The 12,330-nt window shown below is 32.8% G+C and carries 13 protein-coding genes; 5 read left to right on the top strand and 8 right to left on the bottom strand.

Annotated features, from left to right (window positions below):
- Positions 1-40: 40 nt before the first annotated feature.
- Positions 41-718: a tRNA (adenosine(37)-N6)-threonylcarbamoyltransferase complex dimerization subunit type 1 TsaB gene (gene tsaB / locus AA088_RS05270; protein WP_046743895.1), complete on the top strand. Its 678-nt coding sequence runs from the start codon at positions 41-43 to the stop codon at positions 716-718.
- Here tsaB and AA088_RS05265 read toward each other — a convergent pair.
- The 4 genes from AA088_RS05265 to AA088_RS05250 form a co-directional block, all read right to left on the bottom strand.
- Complete coding sequence (locus AA088_RS05265; protein ID WP_046743894.1) at positions 715-1,566, bottom strand: mechanosensitive ion channel family protein; 852 nt, start codon at positions 1,564-1,566, stop codon at positions 715-717. The two genes, tsaB and AA088_RS05265, sit on opposite strands and share 4 nt — an antisense overlap.
- An 88-nt stretch (positions 1,567-1,654) precedes the next feature.
- Positions 1,655-2,023, bottom strand: coding sequence for a DUF1304 domain-containing protein (locus AA088_RS05260; RefSeq protein WP_046743893.1), 369 nt, complete (start codon positions 2,021-2,023; stop codon positions 1,655-1,657).
- 84 nt (positions 2,024-2,107) lie between these two features.
- Positions 2,108-2,308 carry a dodecin family protein gene (locus tag AA088_RS05255; RefSeq protein ID WP_046743892.1) on the bottom strand — a complete coding sequence of 67 codons (201 nt, stop codon included), beginning with the start codon at positions 2,306-2,308 and terminating at the stop codon, positions 2,108-2,110.
- A 75-nt stretch (positions 2,309-2,383) separates the two neighbouring features.
- Positions 2,384-3,289: a NifU family protein gene (locus AA088_RS05250; protein WP_046743891.1), complete on the bottom strand. Its 906-nt coding sequence runs from the start codon at positions 3,287-3,289 to the stop codon at positions 2,384-2,386.
- A 433-nt stretch (positions 3,290-3,722) separates the two neighbouring features.
- Between AA088_RS05250 and AA088_RS05245 the strand changes: the two genes are divergently transcribed.
- On the top strand, positions 3,723-4,727 hold the full coding sequence (locus AA088_RS05245) for a PorP/SprF family type IX secretion system membrane protein (protein ID WP_046743890.1): 1,005 nt from the start codon (positions 3,723-3,725) through the stop codon (positions 4,725-4,727).
- 71 nt (positions 4,728-4,798) lie between these two features.
- Here AA088_RS05245 and AA088_RS05240 read toward each other — a convergent pair whose 3' ends face one another.
- The gene (locus tag AA088_RS05240; RefSeq protein WP_046743889.1) at positions 4,799-5,977 is read right to left on the bottom strand and encodes a VWA domain-containing protein; all 1,179 of its coding nucleotides are present in this window, start codon (positions 5,975-5,977) and stop codon (positions 4,799-4,801) included.
- A gap of 49 nt (positions 5,978-6,026) precedes the next feature.
- Positions 6,027-7,061 carry an SIMPL domain-containing protein gene (locus AA088_RS05235; protein ID WP_046743888.1) on the bottom strand — a complete coding sequence of 345 codons (1,035 nt, stop codon included), beginning with the start codon at positions 7,059-7,061 and terminating at the stop codon, positions 6,027-6,029.
- Between the two features lie 249 nt (positions 7,062-7,310).
- Between AA088_RS05235 and AA088_RS05230 the strand changes: the two genes are divergently transcribed.
- Genes AA088_RS05230 through AA088_RS05220 form a run of 3 tightly spaced genes read left to right on the top strand, consistent with a single transcriptional unit; the run spans position 7,311 to position 10,828 of the window.
- Complete coding sequence (locus AA088_RS05230; protein ID WP_046743887.1) at positions 7,311-9,542, top strand: tetratricopeptide repeat-containing sensor histidine kinase; 2,232 nt, start codon at positions 7,311-7,313, stop codon at positions 9,540-9,542.
- Entirely contained in the window at positions 9,543-10,274 is a 732-nt protein-coding gene (locus AA088_RS05225; protein ID WP_046743886.1) for a LytR/AlgR family response regulator transcription factor, read from the top strand.
- A gap of 38 nt (positions 10,275-10,312) precedes the next feature.
- Positions 10,313-10,828: a gamma carbonic anhydrase family protein gene (locus AA088_RS05220; RefSeq protein WP_046743885.1), complete on the top strand. Its 516-nt coding sequence runs from the start codon at positions 10,313-10,315 to the stop codon at positions 10,826-10,828.
- A gap of 1 nt (position 10,829) precedes the next feature.
- On the opposite strand, the gene murI is transcribed toward AA088_RS05220, so the two are convergent.
- Both murI and AA088_RS05210 read right to left on the bottom strand, forming a co-directional pair.
- Positions 10,830-11,609, bottom strand: coding sequence for a glutamate racemase (murI, locus tag AA088_RS05215; RefSeq protein WP_046743884.1), 780 nt, complete (start codon positions 11,607-11,609; stop codon positions 10,830-10,832).
- 182 nt (positions 11,610-11,791) lie between these two features.
- Positions 11,792-12,295, bottom strand: coding sequence for an OmpH family outer membrane protein (locus AA088_RS05210; protein WP_316931674.1), 504 nt, complete (start codon positions 12,293-12,295; stop codon positions 11,792-11,794).
- Positions 12,296-12,330 lie beyond the last annotated feature (35 nt).

Genomic DNA, 12,330 nt, shown 5'->3' with positions numbered 1-12,330 from the left:
AGATTGATGCTTTTTTATTTTTGTAAAAAATACGTGTCACATGGCCATACGATTATATCTTGAAACTTCTACAACAAATTGTTCGGTGTGTTTAGCAGATGATGAAACAATCTTGTATTTCAAGGAAGAAAATGATAAAAACTATTCTCATTCTGAAAAACTACACGTGTTTATCAAAGAAGCCTACGAACAAGCAAATATTAAACCTGAAGAGGTAAGTGCAGTGGTAGTGGGAAAAGGACCAGGGTCGTACACAGGGTTGCGAATTGGAGTGTCAACAGCGAAAGGATTGTGTTTTGCTTCAACGATTGATTTAATTGCGATTGAAAGTTTGGAAATTTTAGCCAAATCAATTACGGTTGATGAAGGAGTAATTGTTTCATTATTAGATGCTCGAAGAATGGAAGTCTATTCTGCTATATTTGATAATGAACATCAGCAAATAAGACATACCAAAGCTGAAATCATCACCGAAGAATCTTTTGCAGAATACTTAGCAAAAGGAAAAGTATATTTTATAGGAAATGGAGCAGAGAAATGCAAAGGTGTGATTGAACATCCTAATGCGGTTTTTTATGATGAAGTTTACTTTCCATCAGCAAAAAATATGATTTCAATAGCTATAAACAAGCATAAAAAAAACGACATCGAAGATGTCGCTTATTTTGAACCGTATTATTTAAAGGATTTTGTAGTGACAAAAGCCAAAAAAAGTTAGACTTGTTTTTGAATTTCTACACTATGCGGATACGGAATTTCAATGCCAGCTTCGTCTAAGGCAATTTTTCCGTTTTCCATTGTATCAAAAAACACATCCCAATAATCTTCTGTCTTTACCCAAGGACGAACGGCAAAGTTTACTGAGCTGTCTGCTAATTCCAATACTTTTACCATAGGCTCAGGATCTTTTAGCACTTTAGGATGTGAAGTAATTAACTCCATGAGTAATGCTTTTGTTTGCTTGATATCTGCATCATAAGACACACCAAAAACCATATCAACTCTGCGTTTTTCTTCTGCAGAATAATTAATGATGTTTCCATTAGAAAGTTGTCCGTTAGGAATTATAGCCAATTTATTTCCGACAGTATTTACATGAGTAGTAAAAATTTGAATCTCTTTTACTGTTCCCATAACACCTTGCGCTTCAATAAAATCTCCAATTTTATAAGGTTTAAAGATCATAATCAAAACTCCACCGGCAAAGTTTGATAAAGAACCTTGTAGAGCTAGTCCAATTGCTAATCCGGCTGCACCAATAATCGCAGCAAACGAAGTGGTTTCTACACCTAATTTAGATGCCACAACTACGAATAATAAGATTTTAAGTGTCCAACTAAGTAAATCGCCTAAGAATTTTTGTAGAGTGCCATCAATTCCACGTTTGGCCATTAATTTTCTAGAAAAACGAACAAGCAATTGTATTACAAATAATCCAACTATCAAAATAACCAAAGCGGCAATCACTTTTGGTGCGTATTCAAGAGCAATCTCTTTAAATTGTGTAATCCAATCTTTAGAAGCTTCTACAGTATTTTGGGCTTCTGCGGTATTTCCTTCTTGCATAATATATGTAGTTTTTTGTGCGGCAAAATTAATTAATCTTCCATTTTATATGGAGAGATCTTATGCAAAATCTAAGAACTTCTATGAATTAAACAAAAAATCTGTTCAACAGTATAACGATTAAAGCAGCAAAGGCAGGTGTTCCTTGAATAATCAAAATTCGCTTGCTTTTGGTAGAGTAAGCTCCATATAAAGCTGCAACACATACGCAACAAATAAAAAACAAACTCACGTCAATAGCTTTTGTGTATAATGACCAAAACAATCCGGCGGCTAAAAATCCATTATATAAGCCTTGATTGGCGGCTAGTGTTTTGGTTTCTTCTGCAAATGTTTTCGATTTTAATCCGAATGTTTTAATGCCTTTTGGAGTAGTCCACAAAAACATTTCTAAGTATAAAATATATACGTGTTCAATGGCAACTAATGCTATTAAGATGGTTTCAAGTAGTTTCATGGGCGAAAAGTTAGGAAATCTATTTAAAATAAAAAAAGCGTTATCGCATAAGATAACGCTTTTGTATATGATAAGCTTTTTTGCTTATTTTACTTCAAACGTGATTTTTACATTTACACGGAATTCTGTAATAGCATTTTCGTCTACAATAGCACTTTGCTCCTGTACATATACTGAACGAATATTCTTTACAGATTTAGCTGCTTGTTTTACAGCTCTAGCTGTTGCATCTTCCCAGCTTTTCTTTGAATTTGAAAGTACTTCAATTACTTTTAATACTGCCATAATTAGTGTTTTTATAAAGTTACATAATATTTATGCTATAAATTACGGTAATTCTGGCAATAATAAAAGTGTTTTTTACCCGTTAATTGCTACAACTTCGTTAATCTGCCCTTTTAGTAGGTTCTTTAACGTATTTTCAATTCCACTTTTTAAAGTTAGTGTAGATGATGGGCAACCACTACATGCTCCTTGCAGTACAACTTTTACTATTTTTGAGTTAGGGTCATAGGAATCGAACATAATATTTCCTCCATCACTTGCTACAGCAGGTTTTATGTATTCATCAAGAATATTTACAATTTCTTTAGAAATATCATCTAAGGCTTCAAAACTTTCCTTAGATAGCTGTATCTTTTCTTTTTGCTCAACAGGAATGTCTTGTGAGATTACTTCTTTTCCTTCTTGAATATAATTTCGAATAAACTCACGAAGTTCCATTGTAATATCGTTCCAGTCAACCATATCATATTTTGTGATTGATACATAGTTGCGATCCAAGAAAACTTCTTTTACAAAAGGAAAATGAAAAAGTGCTTGCGCTAATGGCGCATATTTAGTCTCGTCAATATTTTTAAACTCATACGTACGCTCTACCACTTTTTTATTTGCCACAAATTTCATTACCGTAGGATTTGGTGTGCTTTCGGCATATATTGTGACAGGCACTGCTTTTTTGGATGTTGCATCTTCGCGAATAATTTCTTTTCCTTCGTTAAGGTAATTTTTTATTTGTTCAGCAACTTCGTCTTGCACGTCTTCCCATTGTACAATATTATAACGTTCAATAGCAATAAAATTTCCTGAGATAAATACAGTTTTTACAAAAGGAAGGTAAAATAATTGTTGAGCTAACGGAGAATCCTTGGCATCGTCAATATTTTTAAATTCGTAACTAGTATGTCTGGTTAAAAAAGTACTAGTTTCAAACTTAATGATAGTTGGATTGCTTGTTTTCTCTATTTGTATTGTGATACCACTCATGGCTTCTTTTTTTTGCAAAAATAACCATTATCGTTGTATTCTTAATGAGGAATGACACAAATTATTCAACTCTCATATAGGCATTGCTATAATTTTATTTTTATTGTTAAAATAATTAAGAGATAATTACGTTTTTAATAAATTGATGCCGGAAATGAAATAGCAAGAAAATCCATTTTGTTAAAATAACATTCTTGCGAAGTTCAACGTATAATAAATTGTGATAAGAATTACATACTTATCAAATAATTTATATATTTGACCAACTGTGTAGCATTTTACAATGCGAAAACACCTGTTAAAAAAGAGTGTTGCGTATAACTAATTGACACACAACAAGTAAAGGCCTCGTTATCAAATAATAAGTTGTATCAAGATCTCAGTAAGTACTTAGATGCATGCTGATATTTTGTACACAAAAAGATAAACACGAATGAATTTTAAAAAATACTTAGCTATTGTTGCCATAGCTTTTGGAGTACAATGCTCTTTTTCACAAGATGGACTTCCTGTGTATGTAGACTATCTATCGGATAATTTATACCTTATTCATCCATCGATGGCGGGAGCTTCCAATACATCAAAAATTAGATTGACTGCTAGACAACAATGGTTTGATGTTGACAATGCCCCATCTTTGCAAACGTTAAGTTTTAACACGCGTTTTGGTGATAAAGTAGGAATAGGTGCAATTGTATATAATGATGAGAACGGAAACTTTTCGCAACAAGGAGCTTATTTGACGTTTGCTTATCACTTACTTTTATCACGAAATAGAGTAGATTTAAATCAGTTGTCTTTTGGATTAAGTACAGGTTTTACTCAGGGAAGTTTAGATGAAACTGGGTTTGATATTATCAATAATCCAGATCCAATTATTTCGGGAACACAGCAAAATGCAACTTATTTTAACGTAGATTTCGGAGCCTCTTATTACTTTTTAGATTTTTATGCACATTTAACAATTAAAAATGCATTGCCAACTCGAAGAGATTTATTTTCTGAAGAATACGAATCAAAAAATCAACGTCGTTATTTGGCTTCTGCTGGATATGTTTTTGGAGGTTACGATAGTGATTGGAAGTATGAACCTTCGTTCATGTTTCAGTATACGGAAGAAACACAAGAATCATCTTTTGATGCCAACATGAAAGTTTACAGAAGTTTAGAGTTTGGTTCTATTTGGGGAGGATTATCTTATAGAAGAAGTTTAGATGGAGCAGAATTCGTAAACGGAACACAAGTTGATAATCAAAAATTACAATACATTACGCCGTTTTTAGGTGTTAATTACAAGAAGTTTATGTTTGCTTATACATATTCGTATCAAGCAAACTCATTGGTACTTTCCAATGGAGGGTATCACCAGATTACGCTAGGATATGACTTTGGACAACGAAGAGATCCTTATGACTGTAACTGTCCTGCGATTAACTAAAAAAGAATTTTACAAAACATAAGAAAGGCTTGCATATTGCAAGCCTTTTTCTATTATAAATAAATGTGTTCTTACCAAGTGTAGTTTTTACGTGCAGCTTGTTTTTTAATTGCATTAATCATTGCGCTTTCTAGATCATCTTTTCCTTTTTCAGTACTCTTTTCAGCAATAAATTTTTTGCGCTGCGCATCTAGTTCACGAATCTTCTTTTGAATTGCTTTTCGTTCTTTTTGTTGTTTTTCTACATATGCTAAGATTTCTTTCTTTGATTTTCCTTTCAATTCTTTAGGAAGATCATCTTCTTTTAGGTCTTCAACTTTTACAGAATTGTTGGCAATTCCATCAACTAAATCCCAAGAAGCATTCGTATAAAAACTAGAACTTTTTGATACAGCTCTGTCTACAGCAATTTCTTCACTAATAGAATTTGCATTATAATCCTGCATTGCTTGTTGTGCTACTTTGTGTTCGGCTTGTATACCATAAGCGACATAAGTTGTATTCAACTTTGAATTGTATTCCATAATCTTTTGGTCGTACGGAGTCTTTATGTGTACAATATTTTTATCTTGAGCAATTGTCATATAATCGCCTTTTCCTGATAGTGCACCATCTTTCCACATCCCAGAAATTCCCTGATTGTAGTTTCCGCAAAAAATAGTATTAACAACTACATCTTTCTCAATAGCGTTGGTAATGGCATCTTTGTAGTGTATTTTTCCTTGCGTAAAAGGTTCATTCCCTGCAATGAATAATAACTTTAAGTCTTTCTTATTAGTTCCCCAATTTAATTGGTCTAGAGATGTCTGAATTACCTGTCCGCAAAATTCATTTCCACCACGTGTAGTGAGAGAAAACAATTTTTCTGAAATCTCGTCTAAGTCATTGCTAAATTGTAAAACCTGACGAATATATCCTTCTTCTGCTGGTAAATTGTCATTGCCATATTCATATAAAGCAATTTCTAAATTAGGTTTCTCATCGTCGCACTTGGCATATGATAATTCGTTAATGATCTCCCATAGCTGTGCTTTTGCTTGATGAATTAATCCGTCCATACTATTACTGGTATCAAGTAATAGCGCAACTTTAATTGTATTCTTCTTTTTTACTTCAATAATCTTCTCTTCAGTTGCTACAGGTGTTCCTGTTTCTAGAACATGAAGTGAAGCAGTGTCATTTTTGGAGTTTCCCTTACATGCCATAGTGATGCAGAGAATTCCAGATAAAAGTACATTCAAATTTTTCATGAGTTTTTCTTTTTAAGTTTTACATTCAATAATGGTATTTGTAATGGAGTTAGTTTGTGGAATCAGTTTTTAGTTCTTTAACATCAATCTTTCCGTCTGGAGAGATTACATAATATTTATGTTCTGTTTTAACCTCTTTTTTAACAGGCTGTTCCTGTTCTTTGGGTTTTGGTGAATAAATCAACTTGATTTGCATACCAATTTGTATAACAGGTTCTAAAATGGAAGCATTCATAACTATATCATAGTTTTCGTATGAAATAGGTTGATAGTAATACGAGGTTTGTTTCTTGGCTTTTGTAACTCCTTTTTTTCGCTGTAAAGCTTCAAAAGAAACACTATTATATGCTTGATAATTTTGGTAAAAATCTTTGGGAAAATAACAATACTTGTCATCTGCCATAATCATATTATAGGCAGATAAATCAATGCCTAAAACTTTATAGTACTCTTTTTGTTCTTGAATTAATTGAACTAAAGAAGTTTGCAGTTTCTTATACACTTCTCGTATATTCTCAATAAAATAATCCACTTTTACCAAATTATAGATTTCATTAGCAGCACATGCAGCTAGAATCTTTTCAAATTGAGCTGTTTCTTTAAATCGGATGTGGATATTTTGTTGAAGTTCAAAACCTTTTGGAACTTCGTTGTATTTTGTGCTAAATAATTTTTTTTCTACCTCGATTTCATATACTGGTACAAAAGAGATTACATCAATCGCAATGGCTTCTTTTGAAATTCCAGCACTAGCTAACTCTTCTCTAACGTTATCAATACGCTCATTGACTAGTTTATGTGTTTCGTCTGCTGTAGGTCCTATTTGCGAAATATTAAAAATAGCAGTGTAAGAAGTTGCTTTTGCATTAAATAATCCATGAACATCTATTGTAATATTGGCATTTGGATTAACATCTCGTCGCGGATTGGAAGATCTAGGTCCAAATCGTTGAGCATTGCCTAATTTTGCAGAAGAAGCAATGTTTTGTCTTGATATTTGTACATTTTGATCATAATTTCCTTTGTGTTGTGCGACTACAAATTGAAGTAAAAATAGACAAATAAAGAAACTTGTTTTTTTCATGATGGTTTATAATTTCTGCTAAAAATACCTGCAAAGAAATCTTGAAAAAAACACGAATGAGTTAACCCATAGGTTCGATGAGTAAAAGAAATCTATTTTTGAGACAAAGCATCAAAAAGGAATTAAAAAAGCATAAAAAATAGCGGTATTGTTGGAAAGGTATTTTACTATATCATTGAAAGTGCGTAAGTTTATCATTCCTAAATGCTATAAAATTCATTTGTAGCATTCATTAAGAGGTCAATATCAATGAAAAGATTGTCTTTTATATTTCTTTTAGTGTGCTTTATTTCTTTTCAGAACGCATGGTCACAGCAAACATCTGAAGAAAATAAAGAAGAAGTAACAGCTTTTTTTGAAGTTCGTGGAGAAATTCGTGGAAAAGAAGATCGAACGCCTGTTACCAATGCTACCATTCGTATTGTTGGAGGAGAAAAGACAACGACAAACTCTTTTGGGCGATTTACAATTCGTACTCGTATAGGAGATCAATTGGTTATAGAACATCCTAGCTTTGGAAAGCAATACCATAAAGTGTCAAGTGACGAATCCATTGTCGTATTAGTAGATGGTTATGGAGCAGAAGATGCGGCTAAAGAAAGTTCTTTAAAAAAGAAGCAAAGGGCAACCGATTTAAAGCTGCACAAAAAACTATTGGATTCTGCAACGCTGTTCAAAAAAAAGGATATCGAAAAAAGCATTCAATATATCGAGAAAGCTTTGGCGACATTATATGATGAAAATAATGAAAAAGAACTGTCAGCTTCTTATCAACTATTAGGTGATATTTATGTGTACTGGAAGCAATATGACTTAGCAGTAAGTAATTATCAAATTGCGTTAAACTTGTATAGTACGAGTCGTTTGTGGATTGCCCTGGGAAAAGCTCAACTTTTAAATGAAGAATATACAGAAGCTATACGGTCATTTGAGCGAATTTTGCGGAACAATTTATCCCGTTATCAACAAATTACTATATATGAAGGGTTGGGTGACGCTCATAAAGCATTAGAGCAATATGACGAAGCATTAAAAAGTTATAATAAAGGATTGTCTATTGCTAAAGAAGATGTAATTACGCCAAAAATTACTGATTTGAATTCTAAGATTGCTGAAAATTATGCGGCAAGCGGTAAAGTGGCAATCGCAAAAAACTATTACAAAAATTCATTGAATTTAGCTTCCGAGCAAAATTTAAACCGCGCTATCGTTGAACAAAATAGAGTGGCAGATTTTTACAATACGACCAATTCGTATGATGAAGAAATTGAGCTTCGCAAAAAAAACCTCAAAGATCTAGAGAAGTCTGGTATAGAAGAAAAAGTAACGGCTGGACGTTTAAAGGATTCTTCTATTATTACACCGCAACGGATTAATTATAAAATAGGGAATGCATTTATTTTACAGGAAAAATATAACGAAGCTGTTCCTTATTTGAAAAAAAGTATTGAAGAAGCAAGCTCAAAAGAAGATCTTATCGTAGAAAAAGATGCAACACGCAAGCTTTCAGAAGCTTATGAATCGTTAGGTGATTTTGAGGAAGCGAAAAAAACATTTGAAGAATATGTAGAGTTAGTTAATGAACTTACGTTACGCAAAGAACAAGAAATTTCACAAGCAAGTCGTTTTCGTAAAAGTATTCAGGAAAATCAAATTCGTATAGCAAGCCTAGAAGCCAATCGCACGTTAGAGCGCGCTCGCAATGAAAACTATATCCGTGAGCAGTTGTTAATAGAAGAAAGTAACAAGCGGCAACAATATACAATATACTCGTTGATTTTTGGAATGACATTGTTGGTCGTAACCATCTATTTACTGTATAGAAATAGCAAACAGCAAAAACTAGCAAATAACCTACTTGCATTAAAATCGTTGCGTACGCAAATGAATCCACATTTTATCTTTAATGCTTTGAACTCAGTGAATAATTATATAGCATTAAATGATGAACGCAATGCAAATCGGTATCTTTCAGAGTTTTCAACACTAATGCGTACTGTGTTGGAAAACTCAGATGAAGATTTTATTCCACTCTCAAAAGAACTAGAATTACTAGAATTGTATGTTCGACTAGAACATATGCGTTTTCAAGATAAATTTGATTATAAAATCAATGTCGATGAACACTTACATGTGTCGGATTTTCAAATCCCGCCTATGTTATTGCAACCATACATTGAAAATGCTATATGGCACGGATTACGCTATAAGGAAGAAAAAGGGTATTTACTCATTAATATCAAAGCAAAGACTAGCGAAATACTTCAAATTATTATAGAAGATAATGGTATAGGAAGAAAACGTTCTATGGAGCTTAAAACAAAAAATCAGTTGCGACAAAAGTCAAAAGGCATGGGAAATATCAAGAAGAGAATCGCTATTTTGAATGATATGTACAAAGACAAAGTAGATGTTTCTATTGAAGATGTTTTTGATGACGGACAAGGGACAAAGGTAGTATTAACACTAAAAAAAGACTAAATGCAATTACAGGCAATTATTGTAGAAGATGAAGAAATCAGTAGAGAAATCTTAAAGAAATATATTGGAAAGTACTGTCCAAACGTAACAGTTATAAACGAAGCTTCCAATATAGATGATGCATTGCAATTGATACGTAATAATGATTTAGATTTGGTCTTTTTGGATGTAGAAATGCCTTTTGGAAATGCCTTTGACCTACTCGAAAAAGTCGGTGATCGTTCCTTTGAAACCATTTTTGTAACAGCCTATGATCATTATGCGATTGAAGCACTTAACAGTCACGCATCTTATTACTTATTAAAACCAATTTCGATTGACGAATTAATTAAAGCAGTAGATCATGTAATAGCAGTAAAAACGAAAGAAGAACGTTTGTCCGATAGCGTAATAGCTACCAAAATTGAAACTGTTAATGGAAAAATTACCATTCCTCAACAAGATGGATTTGAAGTGTTAAATGTTGCAGATATTATTTATTGCAAAGCAGATGATAATTATACAGAAATTTATGTAAATAATTCAAGAATTGTGGTAAGTAAAACACTTAAATACTTTGAAGATATCTTGCAACAATATCCTTTTGCACGTGTTCATAAATCTTATTTAGTCAACGTAAATGAGGTTGTTAAATATAAAAAAGGAAAAGGAGGAAGCGTTGTGCTTAGTAATGGAAAAGAAATAATGGTCTCTTCTACCAAAAAGGCAAATTTATTATCATATTTCAAGTAAAGAATAATTTTGTCAACTAAACTTCAAATTATATATACATGATTATCAAACCTGTTAACGGAAAGTCTCCTCAAATTGGAAATGACTGTTTTATTGCTGAAAATGCGACTATTGTGGGAGAAGTGACTATGGGCAACCAATGTAGTGTCTGGTTCAATGCAGTAATACGAGGAGATGTGCATTTTATCAAAATAGGAGATAAGGTAAATATTCAAGATGGTGCTGTCATTCATGCAACATACCAAACATCACCTACAACTATTGGGAACAATGTTTCTATTGGACACAATGCAATTGTTCATGGCTGTACAGTTCATGACAATGTGTTGATAGGAATGGGAAGTATTGTGATGGATGATTGTATTATTGAAAGCAATAGTATTATTGCTGCTGGTGCAGTTGTTACAAAAAACACACACGTTGAATCGGGAAGTGTATATGCAGGAATCCCAGCAAAAAAAGTAAAAGACGTGAGTGAAGAACTATTAGCAGGGGAAATTCATCGCATTGCAGAAAATTATATAAAATATTCAGGTTGGTTTCAGGAAGAATAAGTTAAAAATCCAATACTTCTGCTGTAAGCCCGTTGGGAAGAATATCATTCAACACTGAAGGTTTTCCATTGGTATAAAATGTGCAAATACCCTTTGTGGTGGTTTCGTTTGATAAATGTAACGATTCTAAAACGGCTTTGGTTTGCTTGGCTACTGCCACTCCAGAATCAATAATAGTGATGTGTTCTGGAAGCATGGTTTTAAGTTTGGGAATCAGATATGGATAGTGACTACAGCCTAATACTAGATAATCAATATTGGCTTTAAGCATAGGTTGTAAATATTCGTGTAGTAGTTTTTCCATTTCAGGAGAGTCTATTTCTCCATTTTCAATAAGAGGTACTAAGCCTTCTCCTTCCTGTTCAATTACATTGACGTTGTTTGTGTAGAGATCGGATGTTTTATGAAATAATTCGCTAGATAGAGTGCCTTTAGTAGCCAATATTCCTATAGTATTGGATTTTGTTTGTAAGGCAGCTGGTTTTATAGCGGGTTCAATACCAATAAAAGGAACCTGATAGTGTTTTCTTAAATGCTGTATTGCATTTGTGGTGGCTGTATTACATGCCACAACAATAAGTTTGCAGCCTTTATTTAAGAGTAATTCTACATTTTTTACGCTTAAAGCGGTAATTTTTTCTTTTCCTTTAGGACCATAAGGAGCATTTTTGCTATCGGCTAAATAGATAGTATGCTCATAAGGCAACAATTGGTGGATTTCTTTCCAAATAGAAGTGCCGCCAATACCAGAATCAAAGATACCAATAGGAGAATTGCTCATAATAGTAAAAGTAAGTAAAAAAACAGTCTGCTCTAAGCGATTTTTAAATCAGGGATTATTTTTTTAGAAAGCGATAAAAGTTAGAAGGTGAAAATTATAAAATCAGTAATCAGGAGGTGGTGGTTTGCACTAATAAAAAAACCGCCGAATGGGCGGTTTTTTTATTAGTGAATCATTCAAAATTATTGAATTCCTAATTCTTTCTTTACAGCTGGCATTAAATCTGTTCCATCTGCTAATAATAACCCTGAACCTGGAGTTCCGTCAAGTACATAAGAAAAACCTTGAGCTCTTGCTACTTTTTGGATTGCATTTAATGCTTTTTCTTGAATTGGCTTTGTTAAGTCAATGTACTTTTGTTGTGCTGTTTTTTCTGCTGCAGCTTGTGCTTCTTGAATACGAACTTCTAAATCTGCTAATTCTTTTTTTCTAGCTTCATTTTCAGCATCTGTTTTGTTTGGAGCTTCATTTGTATACTGCTTTACTTTATTTCTATATTCAGTTACAGAAGCTTGAATATCTGCTCCTAAAGATTGTTGCAATTTGTCAAACTCAGTTTTAGCTTTTTTCATCTCTGGCATTGCACTAATTAGTTCTTGCGTATTAATATGCGCAACTTTTGTTTGTGCATTAGTAAAACTTACTACTCCAAAAAATAATACTGCAATAGCAATTAGTTTTTTCATCTGTTTCATGATTTTCAATTATTTACTTTAAGTGT

Origin of the sequence: Kordia zhangzhouensis (genome assembly GCF_001005305.1) — a bacterium.
GTDB lineage: Bacteria > Bacteroidota > Bacteroidia > Flavobacteriales > Flavobacteriaceae > Kordia > Kordia zhangzhouensis.
This window is presented reverse-complemented; position numbering and strand designations above follow the sequence as displayed.

What these genes read in the sequence shown, in the direction of transcription:
- tsaB (WP_046743895.1), top strand. Translation starts at nt 41, where the DNA reads ATGGCCATACGATTATATCTTGAAACTTCTACAACAAATTGTTCGGTG.
- AA088_RS05230 (WP_046743887.1), top strand. Translation starts at nt 7,311, where the DNA reads ATGAAAAGATTGTCTTTTATATTTCTTTTAGTGTGCTTTATTTCTTTT.
- AA088_RS05255 (WP_046743892.1), bottom strand. Translation starts at nt 2,308, where the DNA reads ATGGCAGTATTAAAAGTAATTGAAGTACTTTCAAATTCAAAGAAAAGC.
- AA088_RS05235 (WP_046743888.1), bottom strand. Translation starts at nt 7,061, where the DNA reads ATGAAAAAAACAAGTTTCTTTATTTGTCTATTTTTACTTCAATTTGTA.
- AA088_RS05220 (WP_046743885.1), top strand. Translation starts at nt 10,313, where the DNA reads ATGATTATCAAACCTGTTAACGGAAAGTCTCCTCAAATTGGAAATGAC.
- AA088_RS05260 (WP_046743893.1), bottom strand. Translation starts at nt 2,023, where the DNA reads ATGAAACTACTTGAAACCATCTTAATAGCATTAGTTGCCATTGAACAC.
- AA088_RS05225 (WP_046743886.1), top strand. Translation starts at nt 9,543, where the DNA reads ATGCAATTACAGGCAATTATTGTAGAAGATGAAGAAATCAGTAGAGAA.
- murI (WP_046743884.1), bottom strand. Translation starts at nt 11,609, where the DNA reads ATGAGCAATTCTCCTATTGGTATCTTTGATTCTGGTATTGGCGGCACT.
- AA088_RS05240 (WP_046743889.1), bottom strand. Translation starts at nt 5,977, where the DNA reads ATGAAAAATTTGAATGTACTTTTATCTGGAATTCTCTGCATCACTATG.
- AA088_RS05245 (WP_046743890.1), top strand. Translation starts at nt 3,723, where the DNA reads ATGAATTTTAAAAAATACTTAGCTATTGTTGCCATAGCTTTTGGAGTA.
- AA088_RS05210 (WP_316931674.1), bottom strand. Translation starts at nt 12,295, where the DNA reads ATGAAAAAACTAATTGCTATTGCAGTATTATTTTTTGGAGTAGTAAGT.
- AA088_RS05250 (WP_046743891.1), bottom strand. Translation starts at nt 3,289, where the DNA reads ATGAGTGGTATCACAATACAAATAGAGAAAACAAGCAATCCAACTATC.
- AA088_RS05265 (WP_046743894.1), bottom strand. Translation starts at nt 1,566, where the DNA reads ATGCAAGAAGGAAATACCGCAGAAGCCCAAAATACTGTAGAAGCTTCT.